19 protein-coding genes are annotated in these 17,544 nt (G+C 47.5%); 9 read left to right on the top strand and 10 right to left on the bottom strand.

What is annotated here, in order from left to right; genetic code table 11:
- The first annotated feature begins 2 nt into the window (after window positions 1-2).
- A complete protein-coding gene (gene hda / locus BUB81_RS17430) occupies window positions 3-737 on the top strand; it encodes a DnaA regulatory inactivator Hda (protein ID WP_073324628.1) in 735 nt (244 codons plus the stop codon).
- A gap of 41 nt (window positions 738-778) precedes the next feature.
- On the opposite strand, the gene BUB81_RS17425 is transcribed toward hda, so the two are convergent.
- From BUB81_RS17425 to arsC, 4 genes are read right to left on the bottom strand one after another with little or no spacing between them, the layout of a single operon-like run.
- Entirely contained in the window at window positions 779-2,734 is a 1,956-nt protein-coding gene (locus BUB81_RS17425) for a PKD domain-containing protein (RefSeq protein ID WP_073324627.1), read from the bottom strand.
- Complete coding sequence (locus tag BUB81_RS17420) at window positions 2,707-3,126, bottom strand: DUF2069 domain-containing protein (RefSeq protein WP_073324847.1); 420 nt, start codon at window positions 3,124-3,126, stop codon at window positions 2,707-2,709. Before BUB81_RS17420 ends, BUB81_RS17425 begins: the two co-directional genes overlap by 28 nt.
- Before the next feature lie 5 nt (window positions 3,127-3,131).
- The gene (gene wrbA / locus BUB81_RS17415; protein ID WP_073324626.1) at window positions 3,132-3,737 is read right to left on the bottom strand and encodes an NAD(P)H:quinone oxidoreductase; all 606 of its coding nucleotides are present in this window, start codon (window positions 3,735-3,737) and stop codon (window positions 3,132-3,134) included.
- A complete protein-coding gene (gene arsC, locus BUB81_RS17410) occupies window positions 3,738-4,091 on the bottom strand; it encodes an arsenate reductase (glutaredoxin) (protein WP_073324625.1) in 354 nt (117 codons plus the stop codon).
- A gap of 44 nt (window positions 4,092-4,135) precedes the next feature.
- Here arsC and BUB81_RS17405 point away from each other — a divergent pair, with 44 nt between their 5' ends.
- Window positions 4,136-4,651, top strand: coding sequence for a TlpA family protein disulfide reductase (locus BUB81_RS17405; protein ID WP_084526686.1), 516 nt, complete (start codon window positions 4,136-4,138; stop codon window positions 4,649-4,651).
- A gap of 3 nt (window positions 4,652-4,654) precedes the next feature.
- Here BUB81_RS17405 and bepA read toward each other — a convergent pair whose 3' ends face one another.
- The gene (gene bepA, locus BUB81_RS17400; protein ID WP_139241624.1) at window positions 4,655-6,127 is read right to left on the bottom strand and encodes a beta-barrel assembly-enhancing protease; all 1,473 of its coding nucleotides are present in this window, start codon (window positions 6,125-6,127) and stop codon (window positions 4,655-4,657) included.
- A gap of 368 nt (window positions 6,128-6,495) precedes the next feature.
- On the opposite strand from bepA, the gene BUB81_RS17395 reads away from it, so the two are divergent.
- Entirely contained in the window at window positions 6,496-7,563 is a 1,068-nt protein-coding gene (locus BUB81_RS17395; RefSeq protein ID WP_073324624.1) for an AI-2E family transporter, read from the top strand.
- 45 nt (window positions 7,564-7,608) lie between these two features.
- Here the strand turns inward: BUB81_RS17395 and BUB81_RS17390 are convergent, their stop codons facing one another.
- A complete protein-coding gene (locus tag BUB81_RS17390) occupies window positions 7,609-8,490 on the bottom strand; it encodes a dienelactone hydrolase family protein (protein WP_073324623.1) in 882 nt (293 codons plus the stop codon).
- Window positions 8,491-8,683: 193 nt separating this feature from the next.
- Between BUB81_RS17390 and BUB81_RS17385 the strand changes: the two genes are divergently transcribed.
- Together BUB81_RS17385 and BUB81_RS17380 are read left to right on the top strand one after the other, a co-directional pair.
- The gene (locus BUB81_RS17385) at window positions 8,684-10,105 is read left to right on the top strand and encodes a serine hydrolase domain-containing protein (protein WP_073324622.1); all 1,422 of its coding nucleotides are present in this window, start codon (window positions 8,684-8,686) and stop codon (window positions 10,103-10,105) included.
- 120 nt (window positions 10,106-10,225) lie between these two features.
- A complete protein-coding gene (locus BUB81_RS17380) occupies window positions 10,226-11,041 on the top strand; it encodes an NmrA family NAD(P)-binding protein (RefSeq protein WP_073324621.1) in 816 nt (271 codons plus the stop codon).
- Window positions 11,042-11,092: 51 nt separating this feature from the next.
- Here the strand turns inward: BUB81_RS17380 and bcp are convergent, their stop codons facing one another.
- Both bcp and BUB81_RS17370 read right to left on the bottom strand, forming a co-directional pair.
- A complete protein-coding gene (bcp, locus tag BUB81_RS17375; RefSeq protein WP_073324620.1) occupies window positions 11,093-11,557 on the bottom strand; it encodes a thioredoxin-dependent thiol peroxidase in 465 nt (154 codons plus the stop codon).
- 3 nt (window positions 11,558-11,560) lie between these two features.
- Complete coding sequence (locus tag BUB81_RS17370) at window positions 11,561-12,094, bottom strand: glycine cleavage system transcriptional repressor (RefSeq protein WP_073324619.1); 534 nt, start codon at window positions 12,092-12,094, stop codon at window positions 11,561-11,563.
- Between the two features lie 229 nt (window positions 12,095-12,323).
- Between BUB81_RS17370 and dapA the strand changes: the two genes are divergently transcribed.
- The 4 genes from dapA (at window position 12,324) to BUB81_RS17350 (ending at window position 15,992) form a co-directional block, all read left to right on the top strand.
- A complete protein-coding gene (gene dapA, locus BUB81_RS17365) occupies window positions 12,324-13,208 on the top strand; it encodes a 4-hydroxy-tetrahydrodipicolinate synthase (protein WP_073324618.1) in 885 nt (294 codons plus the stop codon).
- A gap of 9 nt (window positions 13,209-13,217) precedes the next feature.
- A complete protein-coding gene (gene bamC / locus BUB81_RS17360; protein WP_073324617.1) occupies window positions 13,218-14,321 on the top strand; it encodes an outer membrane protein assembly factor BamC in 1,104 nt (367 codons plus the stop codon).
- Between the two features lie 14 nt (window positions 14,322-14,335).
- Entirely contained in the window at window positions 14,336-15,049 is a 714-nt protein-coding gene (purC, locus tag BUB81_RS17355) for a phosphoribosylaminoimidazolesuccinocarboxamide synthase (RefSeq protein WP_073324616.1), read from the top strand.
- A gap of 91 nt (window positions 15,050-15,140) precedes the next feature.
- The gene (locus BUB81_RS17350) at window positions 15,141-15,992 is read left to right on the top strand and encodes a DMT family transporter (RefSeq protein WP_084526684.1); all 852 of its coding nucleotides are present in this window, start codon (window positions 15,141-15,143) and stop codon (window positions 15,990-15,992) included.
- Between the two features lie 106 nt (window positions 15,993-16,098).
- Here the strand turns inward: BUB81_RS17350 and yfaE are convergent, their stop codons facing one another.
- A complete protein-coding gene (gene yfaE, locus BUB81_RS17345; protein WP_073324614.1) occupies window positions 16,099-16,371 on the bottom strand; it encodes a class I ribonucleotide reductase maintenance protein YfaE in 273 nt (90 codons plus the stop codon).
- Between the two features lie 3 nt (window positions 16,372-16,374).
- Window positions 16,375-17,505 (bottom strand): class Ia ribonucleoside-diphosphate reductase subunit beta, encoded by a 1,131-nt coding sequence (gene nrdB / locus BUB81_RS17340; protein WP_073324613.1) that lies wholly within the window; start codon window positions 17,503-17,505, stop codon window positions 16,375-16,377.
- Window positions 17,506-17,544 lie beyond the last annotated feature (39 nt).

The following is a 17,544-nucleotide window of genomic DNA, read 5'->3' as shown; positions in this document are numbered from 1 at the left end:
TTATGCAGCTCCCTTTGCCGGTGACTTTACCTGATGATGAAACCTTTGCCAGTTTTGTGGCAGGGGCGAATGAACAGGTTGTGTCGTTACTGGCCTGTGTTGCTGAACATTCCCCGGATTGGCGTGAAGAACCGGCGCTCACTATTCTCAATGCGGCCTCCATTCCACTGGTTAACCTGATGGGCGGGAATGGCAAAGGGAAAAGCCACTTACTGTATGCCGTGTGTCATCAACTTGCCGGGAGGGAAATTCCTCACGTTTATTTAAACTGTGCTGATTTGATAGGCCTGTCTCCCCGTGTGCTGGACTCACTTGAACAATTGCCGGTAATTTGTCTGGACAATCTTGAGCATATTCGCGGCAACGAAGCCTGGGAAGAAGCGGTCTTTGATTTAATAAACCGCGTGAGTGAAACACGGGTAGGGTTGCTAATCTTTGCTTCACAGCTGGGCCCACAACACAGTGAGTTCTTGCTACCGGACCTGCGTTCCCGGTTAAGTGCCGGGCTTACTTTTCAATTGCAGGGATTAACCGATGAAGAACGCGGCGAAGTGCTGTCTTCCCGTGCACTGCAACGGGGTTTGAATTTGTCTGAACAAGCATTGCACTACTTGCTGAATCACAGTCAACGGGATCTTCCCAGCTTAATGGCGTTATTAGACAGACTGGACCAGCGTTCTTTGCAGGAACAGAAAAAGATTTCGGTAGCCTTGGTGAAACGCGAACTATCAGAGTAGTCACTCTAGTAGTCCGCGCTGCTGCACCTTTAATGACGTGCTTAATGTAAATGGCGTTCAAATTGAGGGATACGCAATGGCGGTCTGACCGCGGTTGCTTTGCTGCTAACAGCGGTAGTTTCCCGCTTACCGCCTTCGCCTTCCAATTGCACTAAATCAAACCAGGATTGACCGCTTGGCATTTGAATAACGGCAGGCAAATCCGCCTGAATACTAGTCACATTCAGCTCAGGTAAAATACGTTCGACTGTAAATGCCGTTCTCGCTTGGAGGGTGTCCTGATTGATACGGTGACGCTGACCCCAAGTAACCAGCGCGTCGTTATTGTTTACCCGGCCTATAACGGCAACGTCAGCGCTGACGTTCATTCTATAGAGCATCATAAACTGCTCAAACATCATGGCGTAATCTTCGCGCTCGGTGTAGTAGGCGTAATAGGTTGGTGCTATGTCAGCACTAAACGCATCTGCAACCTGCGAGGGTGTAGTATTTTTTTGCGCCGTAGTGGCTTCTTCACCGCCAAATGACACCTCAGCCAGACCTTCCAGCAAGGTCGATTGCAATGGGTAGTTAGCAGACATAATGGAAGACTGCGCGCCAAAGCGCTGAAAATGACTGAGCGGGTCACTGGATGAACTAATACTTGCCCAGCTTGCAGGCGGAAAGAAATCATTAGCATGGGCCAGTTCGTGGTACATCAGCCATGCAAGAGACGCTTCCAGTTGTACAAAGCTTTTGGATTGTCTGCTGCTGGCGGGCAGAGAGGATTGCGGGTAGTAGTACTCACCGTCTTTTACATAGCGCCAGTAAATACCAAACTGGAGTTCGTTGCCAAAGCCACTGCGGTAATCCGGGATGGTATTGAGTGTGTCGCGCTCTTCTGGTGTGCGCCAGAAATTTCGCGCATCCAGGTAGATTGCCCCTGTTCTGACCCAGTAAAAAGAGGGCCTGACATCATAAGAAATAACAATCGCAGTGACGCCACGCAGTAATTTAATTATGTCTTCAGCGGCGGCAGATTGAGTGAGAAATTCGCGGAATCGCTCACCCATCCAATGGTGTGAAACCAGGGTACGGTCGAGGATAGTGTCAATGCTCGGTGACATCGTTTCCATGCCGATGAGGGGCAATGTATCGAAATCACAGCTGTTCTCGACGGTATTGTTGTAGACGCAAGCCTGCAATGCGTCAGCGTAGGGCGAAGTTTGATTAAACGGACGCAAATCCGTTGTTACGTACATATCGATCCCGGTGAAAATACCATTGTTTGCAATGCTCGCTTCTTTTACTCCAATCAGCACGTCGTCACTTGCAGTAGCGCCATCATCAAAGGTTGCGGTAACGCGAAATGCCATTACTTCGTCGCGTGATACTTCAGGCGCTTCCATAAAGGCCGAACGGAATGGACCGTTAGTGCTGTCTTCCTGATACGTGATTTCATCGGGTTCGGGACCCGCAAGTTGAGTCCATTGCGTTGCGGTAATGATTTTGTTTGCCGGGCTGTCGACACGAATAGAAATTCGGCCTCGCTCTGTAGCCATGTGATCCAAACGCAAATTCACAATATCGTCTGTGCTGTTACCATTAGCCGTTAAGGACACTGATGCTGAACGCGTATCGCCGGTAGAAGTGGTCGCTGTCACCGTGAAGCTATAGTCTCCGGCTTCAGGCACGTCGAACCCAATCGCCTGGGATTGGCTGGACAACAGGGTAACCGTCGGTCCCGCTGTTTGTTGCCAGGCGATATCGGTCAGTGAAGCGCCATTATCCGCTAAGACAACAAAACCTGCTGATGTATTTACGTCTACCGATAAGTCACCGTAAATCGCCAGCCCATCTTCAGTTAGAGCAGGAGAAAGGCGAGTAAAATCCGGGTTGCTGTTACCCGGGGAATTGGTTGGTGAATTGCTATTGCCACCGCCTCCGCAGGCAGCGAGACCCACGGTAAAAGCAAGGGTGGCGGATGTGGTTACGAGCGCTTTGAAAACCTGTCGCATTCTTCCTGCATCTCCTCTTTTAACTTCTTCAAACCGAGGCCTAATTCCCTGCCTCGAAGACGTGCATACACGCTGCAACCCGTAAACATACCAACCACAAGCAAGAGCTCAATGACGGCAAACCAACGTTCTGCCGGTTCAGCGTATAACACGGTAAAACCGTGCATTAAGTAATACAGCGCAATAAAGTTCGCCCAGGCGTGGGTATAGGGTTTGCCTTTTACTATGCCCCACATAGGTAATAGTAAGGGAAGGGCGTAAATTAGGAATATAAACTGCAGTGAATACTGATCGGTTGTTGTGAAAATAAGTTGCCAACTTACCACCCAGACAAACAACGATAGTGTGCAAACGAGTGCCAGATAGCGGAATTTTTTCGTGTTGGGTGCCATAGGCGTCATACTGAATTACCTTGATAAAGCGAGGTCGCAAGTGCAGCAAGGCGTTTACCTTGTGCAATACACAATTGTTTTTCGGTCTGCGTCAGAGAGTTGTTCTGGTGTCCTGTCGCAACATGTGTTGGTCCATAGGGCGTGCCGCCTTCCGTGGTGTTGTGCAGCGCCGGCTCAGAGTAGGGAATCCCGCTAATAACCATGCCGTGATGCAGCAGTGGCAGCATCATCGACAGTAAGGTGCTTTCCTGCCCCCCATGCATACTGCTACTGGACGTAAATACACAAGCAGGCTTGTTGATCAGCGCACCGTCCAGCCACAAGCTGCTGGTACTGTCCAGAAAGTGTTTCAGCGGTGCTGCCATGTTACCAAATCGGGTAGGACTGCCGAGCGCTAACGCACTGCATGTTTTTAAATCCTGCAAACTGACATAAGGTGGCCCCGACGCCGGGTCGGTAGAGGGCTCTCCGTCTTCCTCGACGGTGACCAACTCCGGCACAGTGCGCAGCATTGCCGTTGCACCAGTTGACTCTACACCTAGTGCAATGGCTCTCGCTAGCGCCGCGGTAGCACCATGTCGACTGTAATACAGAATTAAAACGGGCCCCATTTAGAGAATGTCCAGTACAGACTCAGGTGGTCTGCCAATTTTCGCCTTGTCGCCGTTAATAACCACAGGCCGCTCGATTAGCTTCGGATGTGCCGCCATGGCCGCAAAGCGTTCGTCGTCAGATGTGTCTGCTTGCTGTAATCCGGCTTCCTTGTATTCTGCTTCTTTAACCCGCATCATGCTTTTTACGTCATCGAGCCCCAGCTTTGCGAACAATTCACGAATTTCTGCTTCGCTCAGCGGTTGTTTCAAATATTCAACGACAACAGGGTCATAACCTTTTTCCTGAAGCAACGTCAGGGTTTGACGGCTCTTTGAACAGCGTGGATTGTGTAGTATTTTTAATTCTGCCATGTGCGTTTCTCATATCCTGTTTTTTAGCGCGAAGGAGTATCGGCTTGACTGAATTGAAAATTGTCGCAGATTTTAAACGACAAACGCAACAGCGAGGATCAATAAAGACAGCGGCGCTCGTTGTATTAGCCATTGCTGCAATGTTGGCAGGGGTTGTTGCACAACGTTTTGTGGGCGAGCCTGAAGTTACGTTTCAAACTGTTGGTGGTGACGTAATGAACTGGCAGTCTGAAAAATGGACCGTGATCAATTATTTTGCCGAATGGTGTACGCCCTGTTTGCGGGAACTGCCTGAGTTAAATGCTTATTACCAAAACGGTGAGGCGCGTTTGCTAGGGGTGAGTTACGATAATCTGTCGGCTGAAGCGTTAAAAGCTATGATTGAACGCCAGCAGATTCAATTTCCCGTAGTAGCAAGCGAAGAGGTGAGTAATCTGCCCGTACCTATGCCTTCTGTGTTACCAACAACTTATATAATTTCGCCTGACGGCAAGCTGGTCAAAACGCTCCACGGTGAGCAAACTGAGCAGGGCCTGACAACGTTGTTATTGTCATTGTAGCGGTTACTGCATCTGTTTTAGTTTTTCCTGTTCATCGCGAAATTGCTGAATTCGCGCCCGAATACGTTGCTTTTCCAGGTGATTGTCACCGGTAAAATTATAGGCGTGTTGCAGCTCGTCTACCGCATTAGGGTAAGCGCCATAAAGCGCCAACAGTTCTGCCTTGCTGCGATGCATGCCCATGTACTGTTTTTCGCCTTTGTAGGCATCGGTGAGGATTTGATAAGCAATCTCATCCTGGGGGTGAACCAGCAGATAATCACGCAGGATTTCAATCGAACGGGTATATTGCTTCGACGACACCAGCGCGTTTGCCAGGTTAAGCACCACCACACTGTTACGTGGCTTTTGTTTCAACACGCGCTCAAGCATTGCAATGGCGTCTTGTGGCTTACCGAGTGCAATGTCGATATCGGTGGCCAAATCCAAATAAAACAGGTTTTCGTTGTCACCTTGCATCAGGGCGTCGTTAATAGTCTTCGCTTCCTCGTACTTTTCATTTTCGAACAGTGCAACAGCTAAGCCGTATTGAGCTGCTTCTTTTATAAGATAGCTACCCGAGTCGTTTACTGCAATAAAGTACTCCAATGCGTAATCGGGTTTAAACTGATAACGCGCCTGAATGCGTGCTTTAGCTAAGTGAAACGACTTACTCGGCGCAAGCCTGACATTGGGGTAACCATCCATACGAATACGTGCATCGGCAATACGTTTTTCGGTTAATGGGTGAGTTAACAAGCGCTCTGGTGGGCGTGAGCTCATTCTGTATTGCTCTGCCATTTTGCCAAAAAAGCTGGCAGTGGCCTTAGGATCAAAGCCCGCCGCATAGAGAATGTCGATGCCAATACGATCGGCTTCCTGCTCGTTTGAACGGGTGTAATCGATACCCATTTGTGCTGACATTGCCTGAGACGTCGAGAGGGCAGCAATACCCGCTTCCGGATTTGCCATCGCAAGCAAAATACTGCCGAACATAGAGGCCAGCGCGAGCGGGGAACTGCGTTGTTGCGATAAAGCGCGGCGTGCGAGATGGCGCTGGGTAACGTGCGTGACCTCGTGTGCCAGTACAGACGCTAGTTCACTCTCGTTGTCGGCAGCCGTTATGATACCGGTATGTACACCAACGTGACCGCCATAAAAGGCAAATGCGTTCATGGCGTTGTTATTAATAACAAAAAACTGGAAGGGGAATTTCGTATTGTCGGCCTGCAGCACCAGACGATTGCCGAGGTCCTGAATATATTCATTAATCACCGGGTCGCCAATGATCGGCGCCTGTCCGCGCATTTGGCGCATGATGGCATCGCCAATCAATATTTCTTTATCCAGCGTAAGAGCTTCTGAAGCCACCACACCTATTTCCGGCAGCGTATTTTTATCACTACCCAGGGATTGCGCACTGCTTTTTGCTGCAACAAACACTGTCGCGAGTAGTGCCAAACTAAAAAAGCGTCGAAAAACAAACGATGAAATCATGATTCCTCTGGCAAAGGCCAATACTACAATTATATTGGACAACGGTTTGCCTGACAGTTCCCTAAAATGTGATTTAAATTAATATACTTGCCGGTTAAATAACCATACAAAGCTGTTTGAGATCACACCACAAGCGAATTCCACAAGCAAGCATCTTGCAGCAAAATAATGCTGTCTGACGGCATTGCGAATTCATCGTATTAGAACTAGTGTGGTTTGGGGATTATGGGTATAGTAGTGGCCCTTACCGCTGAACGTTCAAATGTCGGTGTTAAATTAAAAATTCTAATAATATCAATGTTCAGGTGTACTAGCCGAACGAGTGAACAGGTAATCAACCCTAAGATGGGTACGTAAAGGATGTCTACATGTTAAGTATTTTTGGGCGGTGGTATAAGCGCAAATTTTCAGATCCCGATGCCACAATGCTGTTGATCCTCATTTTAATTACCAGTGCTGTTCTGGTGGTTTGGGGAAACATGCTGATGCCAGTTATCGTAGCGGCGATCATCGCATACTTGCTTGATTGGCCGGTATCTCAGTTAACCCGGCTGGGTATGAAACGTACGTTGTCCTGCAGTCTGGTGTTAATTTGCTTTGTATCGATTATGGTTTTGCTCATGGTGGGGCTGGTCCCCGTTGTAACTAAACAAAGCATGAGTCTTGTGCAGGAATTGCCGAATATCTGGCAAAAAGCCCAGGATTGGTTGTTAACCTTACCCGACAAATACCCGGAGTACGTTCAGTTCCCACAAATTTATGAAATGATGGAAGGCGCGAATCAACACCTTGTCGACTTTGGTCAGGAAGCGTTAACCGCGTCGTTCAGCTCAATTGCCAGTGTTGCCGCTTTGCTTATTTACCTAATACTGGTGCCGTTAATGGTGTTCTTCATGCTGAAGGACAAGCCGTATTTTACCGACAGTATTTCCCGCTTACTGCCTCGCGAACGTCGGCTGATTACCCAGGTGGGTAATGAAATGAACGTACAAATCGCCAATTATATTCGCGGTAAGGTCATTGAGATTATCATTGTGGGCGCGGTGTCTTGTATAACCTTTGCCATTATGGATTTGCGTTATTCACTGTTGTTGGGTGTGCTGGTCGGCTTATCGGTACTAATCCCCTACATTGGTGCCGCGGTGGTGACTATTCCGGTTGCTGTCGTGGCTATGTTCCAATGGGGCATTACCCCTGAATTTTGGTATCTGATGGTCGCCTACGGCATTATTCAGGCGCTGGACGGAAATTTGTTGGTGCCTATTTTATTTTCAGAAGCAGTTAGCTTACACCCGCTCTATATTATTGTAGCCGTGTTGTTCTTCGGCGGTTTATGGGGGTTCTGGGGCGTGTTCTTTGCCATTCCTCTGGCTACGTTGGTAAAAGCTGTTGTGTCAGCCTGGTCCAGCTCACCCGAAGTGCCGGCCGAGCCTTAAGTCTGTTGGTCAGGCTACCATCACAGGTAGCCTGACTCTTCTAATTTAGACCAAACCTTTCTTGAACATAGCCAGGGTTTTTGCCCAGGCAATTTCCGCTTGTTCTTCGTTGTAGACCTTTGAGTCTGGTGGAGTCCAGCCATGGAGTGTACCGGGGTACACTTCAACGTCAGCGGCAATGTCCGCCTGCTTATAAGCTTCTGTAAGCAAGGGTTTCATATTCGGCGCGCGTTCATTGTCATTTTCCGCAATCGCATGTAAAGCTAATGCATCTGAATCAGCAACAGTCAGGTGAGGACTGTTTTCTTTGTCGGTCGCCAGTCCACCGCCATGATAACTGGCGATTGCACCGATACGGTCGGGCAGGGCCGCGGCAGCGTACATGGTAAAGGCCCCACTCATGCAGTAGCCCATCACAGCCCCCTGTTTCGTTGAATCAACGTTGGGCTGCTCGTCCAAAAAGCGGAAAAAGGCCGTTGCATCGCTAACAACAGCGTCCTGATTTAATTTTGCACGCATTGGAGACAGAATAGCTCTGGCCTCAGGTGCCGGGAATTCGATGCCGTCCGGTAGAGCTGCGCCTTTTACGTCACGGTAGAATGGGTTAACCACTAATACCGCGTAACCTTCTGCCGCTAATCGACTGCCCATAGTATCAAACGCTTCCCGACGCCCCTTAATATCAGGCCACATAATGACAGCAGGGTGTTTACCTGTTGATGGGCTAACCAAAAGACAATCCGCAACGCCATCCGGTGTGTTAACCATAACTTGTTGGCGGTTCAAAGAAGTATTCGCCACAGCAAACTGAGGGAGTACGGTACCTAGCGCACCTAAAGCGAGAAGGGTGTTAAACTGCCTGCGGTCCATGGTGTTGTGCTTTTTGGCATAATGCGCGGCATCGCGCTCTGTTTTTTCGTCACACATAATTTGATTCTCCCGAACAAACCAAGACTTATAATAGCGCTGTTTTCGTTGTTATTATCAATGGGTTTGAGTTTAAATTAACCAATAAAGAGTTCAACGGGCGGCAAGCCAACGGTTACATTGCCCATTGTTGTGATGTGATGACATCGCAACACATTGTCTATACGGTATAAACCTGCAAAGGAACGCAAAAATGAAAATAAAATCACGCATGGCAGGCCTCGCTTTTTGGTTTTGTATTAGCAGTCAATGTGTTGCTGACCAAACCTCATCGGCCCAAACGCTCAGCATCGAGCCATCGGCACTCCTCGAACAAAGTTCAGCGATAATCCAGGATTACGTCAAGGCCGGATGGTTTTCCGGCAATTTGCTTATTGCCAATGAGCGCGGTCAAAAAGTGCTTAAGTCATATGGTTATGCAAATAAAGCCACAGTCATTAAAAATCAGGCTTGTACGCGGTTTAACATTGGCTCGATAGCAAAAATCTATACTGCGGTGCTAGTGCTGCAATACATCGAGAGTGGTGAACTTACTCTGGACACCACACTAGCTGAGACAGGGTTGGATCTGGATCCTGTTATTGCAAAAAAAGTAACCATTGGCCATTTGTTGAAACATCAGGCGGGTTTTAGCGATATCTTTGTACCGGAATACATGGATAACCCACTTAAATACGATACCCTGGATAAGAAAGTGGCCTTGCTCCGAAATAAACCGCTGTTATTTGAACCCGGTACTGATCGCCGGTATTCAAATTATGGCTACATCTTATTGGGCGCAGCGCTTGAGTCTTTATCCGGAAAAACCTTTGGGACATTGTTACATGACAATATCTTTGTGCCGGTTCAGGCAAAAACAGCGTCATTGCATCGACTTGAAGGCGATACCTGTCAGTCTGAACGCTACGTGTTTAATCTTGAACAAATACAAGAGCGTACAGAGTTCCGTGAAGTGTCGGGGCCAGATGGTGGCATCGAGGCGACGGTAGACGACGTACTGCAGTTTTTTCGGGTGTTGTTTTTCACCGATCGTCTGTTAGAGCGGCGAGCCTCTTCGTTTACCTGGTACTTCGGCGACAAACCACATTTTGGCGCTTATGGTGGCGGCACTGGGGTAAGTGCTGCGGTAGACGTATTACGGAATAAGAAACTGGTTATCGTTTCGCTTGCAAACAGTGATGAACTGGTAGCTGAAAGAATATCAAACCGAATAGTCGCATTGGCAAACAACACCGAGAGTATGCCGTTTGCTTTACCGGCTAAGCATTTTGTGTATCAACAATATCAGACGTTGGGTAATGAAGGTTTCAAAGCCAGGTTTGCTGAATTGTATAAACAGCATGGATATACCAGCTTTATGGGCAAAGCCATTAATGAAGCGGGGTTAAGTCTGGCCAGAGCGGGAAAGGTGGAACCTGCACTGGCTATTGTTGGTTTTCTTGAGCATTTTTACCCCACTGCGCCACAAGCTTATGACAGCCTTGCTTACGTGTATTATTTGAACGGTGATGAAGTAAATGCGAAGCGCGAATTTGAGCGGGCGCTCTCGTTTAAGGCTGATTTCAACAGTGACTATCATTCAATGAATTATGGCCTTCGTGATGTAAAAGAGTAACCAAAAGTTTGCTAATCACCTCAAAGTGAACGAATTGCAGGTGATTATGAACGCATTATCGTAAAGTGAAGGGCTTTTACTTCTACCATGGCTATCCTCAATTATCCTTTGGAGGCAGCTATGAGTAATACCCATTATTTAGTGATTGGCGCAACAGGTAAAACAGGCAAGCGGGTCACTGCCAGATTAGTAGCCGCAAATAAACCGGTTAAAGCAGCAAGTCGCACAGGAGATGTGCGGTTCGACTGGCATGATAAATCAAACTGGCCAGAAGTATTTGGCAATGTGAAAACCGTGTATGTTACTTACTTTCCTGATCTGGCAATGCCCGGTGCGCAAGAGGATATCAGTACCCTTTGTACATTAGCGCGGCAGCAACAGGTCGAGCATATTACGTTGCTTTCCGGACGCGGCGAAGAAGAAGCGCAGGCATGTGAGCAGATTGTTGCATCATGTGGATTGTCATGGACGATTGTTCGCGCCTCTTGGTTCATGCAGAACTTTTCTGAAGGATTATTTGCTCAGTTTTTGCTTAGCGGCGACGTTTCGTTACCGGTGGGGGATGTAAAAGAGCCCTTTGTCGACGTGGATGACATAGCAGACATTGTGTTTGACTCAATGATTAGCGAAAAACACCAGAATCGACTGTATGAAGTAACAGGGGCGACGCTATACAGCTTCGCTGAACTGGTCGCATTGTTTAACAGGGTGTTAGGTCGCGATGTTAAATTTACCACGATTTCGGCCAATGCATTTTTTGACAATCTCACACGGTTGGGTGTAGACCAGGGGACTATCTCAATGTTGGAATATTTGTTTACGGAAGTATTGGACGGTAGAAATGAAAAACGGGCAAAAGGCGTGCAACAAGCTCTAGGGCGTGAACCTACATCATTTGAAGCCTTTCTTCGGAAAAACCAACATGTCTTTGCGTGAATCAGACGTAAAAAAAGCCGGTAATAACCGGCTTAATATTAAATGACGTGATCAGGCATTCAGGTAGTTTAAAATTACCAGATGGTGCTCTTTGGTTTTAAACTTATCGAACACCTTTTCAACTTTGCCTTCTTCGTCAATTAGGAAGCTGATACGGTGAATGCCGTCGTATTCCTTACCCATAAACTTCTTCAAACCCCATACGCCAAAAGCATCTGCAACGGCATGGTCTTCGTCAGACAACAACGTAAAATTCAGTTGTTCTTTTTCAATGAATTTTGGTAAGCGTTTTACTGCATCCGGGCTGATTCCCAGCACCTCTACGTTGTGTTGTTTGAGTTCTTGTTGGATATCCCGCAGACCCTGAGCCTGAACGGTGCAACCCGGCGTCATGGCTTTCGGGTAGAAGTAAACCAGTACTTTTTTGCCTTGAAATGATGCCAGAGAAATACTGTCACCGTTTTGATTCGGAAGTGTAAATGCTGGCGCTGCATCGCCTGCTACTAGCGTTTTCATGGTTTATCCTTTGTGTTTATCTACAATTTTTCCCGTCAGATGAAGCACTTGGCACAACAATTCTAACCGGTACTGGAACTCCGCTAAATGAACGTCGTCGGGAATATTCACGACCAGTTTAAAGCGCATCATTTTGTGTCCGGTGTCTTCATCTACCGCGGTAGTTTGTCGGAACGCGCTGATAGACACTTGTTGGTCAGCAAAGAAACGCGTCACGGCCTGGATCTGTCCGGGGTTGTCAACACCACTGAACTCGACGTCGTAGAGATGAGTCAGGTTTTGTTTAGTGTGCTCGCGAGTACGTTTTAAAATGGAGAGCAGATCACGACGCTGGCAGAGTTCGGGTATGCTCAGTTCTACACGCGTAATGGCGGTATGAGACCCTTCGATGATCATGGTCAACGAAAACTCCTGCCCATAGATGGCATGACGACTGTCCAGAATATTACATTCGGATTCACTGACCAGGGTGGCGATATCACTAAGGATACCTACCTGATCCGTTCCTAAAATTACGGCGATTAACTGTTGTTTCATAAACCCGACTCACGTTGTGGGGCGCCGATTCTAACATAGTACCCTGCAAAGTCGAATTGGCCGATTGGCGGACAATTCCCATTGAATTTTTAAATCAAAGCACTATTGAAAATCAAGATTGTCCGGCTGGCCTATATTTTAGTGTAATAATGGCTATTGAATCGCGGCAAACGCTTGTTTTTATGCGGCCTGACAATTACCATGTGCGCTCGAAAAAAGTGGAGAGATTATGTTTACCGGTAGTTACGTTGCACTAGTTACACCGATGCATGACAACGGCCAAATCGATTACGAGGCGTTACATGCACTGGTTGAGTTTCATATCCAGCAGGGCACTCATGGTATTGTGTCTGTAGGCACCACAGGTGAATCTGCGACCCTGCCTTTTGATGAACACATCGAAGTAGTGAAACACACGGTTGCAGCTGCTGCAGGCAGAACAAAGGTCATTGCTGGTAGTGGTGCGAACTCCACTGACGAGGCGATTTTCCTGAGCGAACAAATGGCCGGGTTGGGGATCGATGGATTCTTGAGTGTAGTCCCTTATTACAACAAGCCCCAGCAAAAAGGCATGATTGCGCATTTTAATGCAATCGCAGATGCAACTGATATTCCTGTTATCCTCTACAACGTTCCCGGACGCACTGTAGCTGACATGCTACCGGAAACAGTGGCAGAACTTGCTCAACACAAAAATATAGTTGGTCTGAAAGATGCGACTGGTGATATTCAGCGTCTGAAAGCAACTCAGGCGTTGGTTGGCGATGACTTCGCGTTACTGAGTGGCGATGACGGCTCCTCGGCAGAATTCCTGTGTGAAGGCGGCCATGGTGTTATTTCTGTTACGGCAAACATCGTCCCCCGCGCGATAGCACAAATGTGTGAAGCAGCGCTGGCTGGTGATAACAATCGCTGTAATACCATTAATGCCAGTATTGAAAAGCTGCATTCCGCACTGTTTATTGAACCCAATCCAGTGATGCCAAAGTGGGCATTGTATAAAATGGGACTAATGAAAAGCCCATTTTTACGATTGCCGATGGTTTTACCGGAACTTGCGAGCCAAAAAAGCATCGAAGAGTTACTCGTAGAATATGCCATCATTTCTGAATAAGAGATAATTATGAATAAAAAACTGGCTTTGGTAAGCGGTATTGCCAGCCTTGTTCTGACAGCGTGTGCTTCACAACAAGAGCGCGTAACGGCGTCGGGAAGCTATGCCTATGTAAAAGCGACCGAACGCACACATTTGCAAGTACCTGCAGATTTAGACGCCCCTGAATTTAGTAACGATTTTGCTATTCCTGCGGTTAATCAACCAGACAGCGAACAAATGATCGGTCGCAATCTGGAAGTGATCCCACCGTCGTTAGTTATTCCACTGGTGAGTGGTTCACACGTTCAGGACGGCTCCAAAGCCGCCACTGTACTGTTGGACCAGGTAAAAGATAATGAGGCGTTAGACAAAACGATTTGGAATTCCCTCATTGGTTACCTAGAAGACCGCAATGTTGCCGTTGAGAATTTTGACCCGGAGACAGGAAAGCTGGTTACCGGGTGGATGGTGCTGAATCAGAAAGATGAGGAAAGCAGCTGGTTTAACTGGTCATCTGATACTGAGACACCGGCTACCGGTCGGTACGAGTTCGAGTTAGCAATGAAGCCTCATGGCCGAACTGCACAACTTTCTGTTTCTCTAAAAGATTTCAAGCAAGGCCAAACTGGCCTGAGCGACCTGACATCCATGCAGCGTCGCCGTGATGAAGTTGCTGTACTTAACCGTGTTATCGGACATTACGAGTACTTAAATCAATTAGCAACTAACCAGCGTATTGCGTTGATCCGCCAGGGCCTGGATATGGAAATGGGCTTCGATGCAGACGGTAATCCAGCGTTTGTTGTGGATTCTCAGTACGACATTGCATGGCCACGTATTCAATTGGTACTGCGTAAGCTTGGCTTCAACGTGAAGGATTTGGACAAATCCAACGGGTTGATCTTCGTGCAGTATACCGATGAGCAGGTAAGCTGGTGGAAAAACATGTTTTCTTCCAATAAATCACAGCTGTTGGATTACGATGAATACCGTTTAAAAATTACTAACCTGGGTCAGAAAACGTCAATTACGTTTATGAATAACGAGAGTGAGCCATTTGATGCTAAAATGGTGACTCAGCTGTTCAAACCTTTTGAACAGGTAATGACTGAAGACGGCCTGGACATTTAACTAAGAGACACACAATGGAAAAACGCGACGAGCTTTATCGTGGTAAAGCCAAAACTGTATACCTGACTGACGACAGCGATAAACTGATTTTGTATTTTCGCAACGACACTTCGGCGTTTGATGGCGAGAAAATTGAGCAGTTAGAGCGCAAAGGCGAGGTTAATAATAAATTTAACCACTTCATCATGAACAAGCTGGAAGAAGCCGGTATCGCTACTCAGGTTGAAGCTTTGCTGTCTGACACTGAGTCGCTGGTTAAGAAACTGGATATGATCCCAGTTGAGTGCGTTGTACGTAACGTTGCTGCCGGCTCTCTGGTTCGCCGCTTAGGTGTAGAAGAAGGTAAATTACTGGATCCGCCTTTGTTTGAGTTCTTCCTAAAGAACGATGCATTACATGACCCAATGGTGAATGATTACCATATTGTGTCATTTGGCTGGGCGACAGAGGCGCAAATCGCCAAAATGAAAGAGCTTACGTTTGCAGTCAACAACGTACTTAAAGCGATGTTCGATGAAGCAGGCATGATCCTGGTTGATTACAAGCTTGAGTTTGGTGTAGACGCTGCAGGCAACATCGTACTGGGTGATGAATTCACGCCGGACGGTTGCCGATTGTGGGATAAAGAAACCCATAAGAAAATGGACAAAGACCGTTTCCGTCAGGGGTTGGGCTCAGTGGTTGAAACCTACATTGAAGTTGCAGAGCGATTAGGCTTGTCACTTTAATCATTGACCGTATTACACTGTTAAATACCCGCATCTGCGGGTATTTTTTTATCAGTTTCTCAAACAAGCAATGAGATCAGGACGACCGCCAATGAATATAATCAAACTTAGTGCCATGGCAACACTGGCCATGCTGGCTTTCGCTGCTAATTCATTGTTGTGTCGTATGGCGCTGGTTGAGACCGCAATCGATCCGGCCAGTTTTACGGCTTGGCGAATAGTGAGCGGTGCGGCAACTTTGCTGATTATTGTGGCAGTGACGCAGCGCTCATTCCCTACGCGGGGTAACTGGCTTATGGCGCTGGCTTTATTTGTATATGCTGCCGCATTCTCGTTTGCGTATATTACAATGAGTGCAGGCGCAGGGGCATTGGTGTTGTTTGGCTCCGTACAAATCACCATGCTCATTTGGGGAGTGTTAAAGGGCGAAAGGCTTACCGCGCCTCAATGGTTGGGGTTTTTACTGGCAGTCACAGGTCTTATTATGTTGTTATTGCCAAACAGTGCAGTGCCAGCGCTAGGCAGTGCGTTATTAATGGCCATAGCAGGCGTTGCCTGGGGAGCATATTCCGTTATGGGGAAAACTGCAGGGGCGCCAACCGATGCCACAGCAGGCAACTTTCTAAGAGCAGCGCCAATGGCGTTACTCTTATTAGTACTTTTGGCGCCTGACATGACAGCTAGTTTTCACAACACTACCGGTATTCTGTACGCTGTGATGTCGGGCGCTATTGCGTCGGGTGTAGGGTATGCCATTTGGTATTCTGTACTGCCGCATATCGCCGCTCTCAAAGCTGCAACTATTCAGCTGTCTGTTCCAGTGATTGCTATGATCATGGGGTGGGGAGCATTACAAGAGCCCATCACTTATCGAATGTTACTCAGTGCTATTTGCGTGTTGGGCGGTATTGCCCTGGTTATCTGGGTAAAAGCGCGGCGCTGATCGCGCCTTTTTACTTCTCTTGTTCCGCAATGATGACGCAGGTTTCACCAGTAGGCAGATGTGATTGTGGGTAAACACCTTCACCCAAACAGACTACATTCGAAGTTCAGGGTGATATTTTTATTGTGATGTCACTGTTTGGCTTACAACAGCATGGCAGGATTTCATCGTCGTCGATAAAGGCGAGGGGATCGGTGGTGTAGTCTACATCGCCAGACAGTATCTTTGTTCTGCATGCGCCACAAAACCCCTCGCGACAATGGTATTGCACGTCAACATTATGCGCTTCAAGGGTTTCTAACAGGGTTTTGTTGGGTTGCGAGGTGATTGTCACCGTATCGATAATATCGATACGGTGCTCATCGTCCTTGTTGGTCATTCCTTATAGTTCGAAATCCGCGAAGTCGTCTTCACTGACCGACGAATCAATCTGACCAACCAAATAAGAACTGATTTCAGATTCCTGCGGCGCTACCTGAACGTTGTCTGACACCAGGTAGTTGTTCATCCATGGAAGTGGGTTACTGGTTACGTCGAACGGCGTCCCCATTCCAATGGCAGACATACGCTGATTAGCAATGTATTCCACGTACTGACATAGGATTTCTTTGTTCAGGCCAATCATAGAACCGTGCTGGAACAGGTATTCTGCCCACTGCTTTTCTTGTTCTACGGCTTTGAGGAAAATCGCTTTAGCTTCTTCATGACATTCTTCTGCAATTTCGACCATTTCCGGGTCGTCCTTGCCTTTCGCCCACAGATTTAGAATGTGTTGGGTTGAGGTCAGATGCAGGTTTTCGTCACGGGCAATCAGACGAATAATCTTCGAGTTACCTTCCATGAGTTCGCGTTCGGCGAAAGCAAAGGTACAAGCGAACGAGACGTAGAAACGAATGGCTTCCAGTGCATTAACGGAATTCATGCAAAGGTACATTTTTTTCTTCAGTTCACGCATGGTGACAACGTAGGGCTCGCCGTCTAATTCGTAGGTGCCTTCGCCGCGTGTTTGCCAAAGCTGGGTCGCATAAATCAAATCGTCGTAGTAGCGAGAGATGTCGGTCGCACGACGTTTGATCTCTTCGTTGTCCACGATGTCTTCGAAGATTTCGCTGGGATCAACAAACAGATTCCGCAAAATGTGCGTGTAAGAGCGAGAGTGAATGGTCTCGAAAAATGACCACGTCTCTACCCAGGTTTCTAACTCTGGTAACGAGATAATTGGCAAAAACGCAATGTTCGGGCTGCGGCCCTGCACTGAGTCAAGCAATGTCTGGTATTTCAGGTTAGAAATAAAGATGTGTTTTTCAGGTTCACTGAGCTTTTGAAAGTCTACCCGGTCGCGACTTACATCGACTTCTTCAGGGCGCCAGAAAAAGCTGATTTGCTTTTCGATGAGCTTTTCAAAGATCGAATGTTTTTGCTGGTCGTATCGGGCAACGTTAACCGGCTTGCCGAAAAACATGGGTTCATCAAGTTGGTTTGTTTTTTCTTGATTAAACGTGGTGTATTTCATAGTTTCAAATCACTTCACTAGCGCAAAAAATCGCCCGAC

The organism is Marisediminitalea aggregata (genome assembly GCF_900129565.1).
Classification (GTDB): Bacteria; Pseudomonadota; Gammaproteobacteria; order Enterobacterales; family Alteromonadaceae; genus Alteromonas; species Alteromonas aggregata.
The sequence above is the reverse complement of the archived record's forward strand: the minus strand, read 5'-3'. Positions and strand labels throughout refer to the sequence as shown.

Bases quoted from the DNA above. Each gene is read 5' to 3' on its own strand.
- hda (WP_073324628.1), top strand. From the start codon at position 3: ATGCAGCTCCCTTTGCCGGTGACTTTACCTGATGATGAAACCTTTGCC.
- BUB81_RS17425 (WP_073324627.1), bottom strand. From the start codon at position 2,734: ATGCGACAGGTTTTCAAAGCGCTCGTAACCACATCCGCCACCCTTGCT.
- BUB81_RS17420 (WP_073324847.1), bottom strand. From the start codon at position 3,126: ATGGCACCCAACACGAAAAAATTCCGCTATCTGGCACTCGTTTGCACA.
- wrbA (WP_073324626.1), bottom strand. From the start codon at position 3,737: ATGGGGCCCGTTTTAATTCTGTATTACAGTCGACATGGTGCTACCGCG.
- arsC (WP_073324625.1), bottom strand. From the start codon at position 4,091: ATGGCAGAATTAAAAATACTACACAATCCACGCTGTTCAAAGAGCCGT.
- bepA (WP_139241624.1), bottom strand. From the start codon at position 6,127: ATGATTTCATCGTTTGTTTTTCGACGCTTTTTTAGTTTGGCACTACTC.
- BUB81_RS17395 (WP_073324624.1), top strand. From the start codon at position 6,496: ATGTTAAGTATTTTTGGGCGGTGGTATAAGCGCAAATTTTCAGATCCC.
- BUB81_RS17390 (WP_073324623.1), bottom strand. From the start codon at position 8,490: ATGTGTGACGAAAAAACAGAGCGCGATGCCGCGCATTATGCCAAAAAG.
- BUB81_RS17385 (WP_073324622.1), top strand. From the start codon at position 8,684: ATGAAAATAAAATCACGCATGGCAGGCCTCGCTTTTTGGTTTTGTATT.
- BUB81_RS17380 (WP_073324621.1), top strand. From the start codon at position 10,226: ATGAGTAATACCCATTATTTAGTGATTGGCGCAACAGGTAAAACAGGC.
- bcp (WP_073324620.1), bottom strand. From the start codon at position 11,557: ATGAAAACGCTAGTAGCAGGCGATGCAGCGCCAGCATTTACACTTCCG.
- BUB81_RS17370 (WP_073324619.1), bottom strand. From the start codon at position 12,094: ATGAAACAACAGTTAATCGCCGTAATTTTAGGAACGGATCAGGTAGGT.
- dapA (WP_073324618.1), top strand. From the start codon at position 12,324: ATGTTTACCGGTAGTTACGTTGCACTAGTTACACCGATGCATGACAAC.
- bamC (WP_073324617.1), top strand. From the start codon at position 13,218: ATGAATAAAAAACTGGCTTTGGTAAGCGGTATTGCCAGCCTTGTTCTG.
- purC (WP_073324616.1), top strand. From the start codon at position 14,336: ATGGAAAAACGCGACGAGCTTTATCGTGGTAAAGCCAAAACTGTATAC.
- BUB81_RS17350 (WP_084526684.1), top strand. From the start codon at position 15,141: ATGAATATAATCAAACTTAGTGCCATGGCAACACTGGCCATGCTGGCT.
- yfaE (WP_073324614.1), bottom strand. From the start codon at position 16,371: ATGACCAACAAGGACGATGAGCACCGTATCGATATTATCGATACGGTG.
- nrdB (WP_073324613.1), bottom strand. From the start codon at position 17,505: ATGAAATACACCACGTTTAATCAAGAAAAAACAAACCAACTTGATGAA.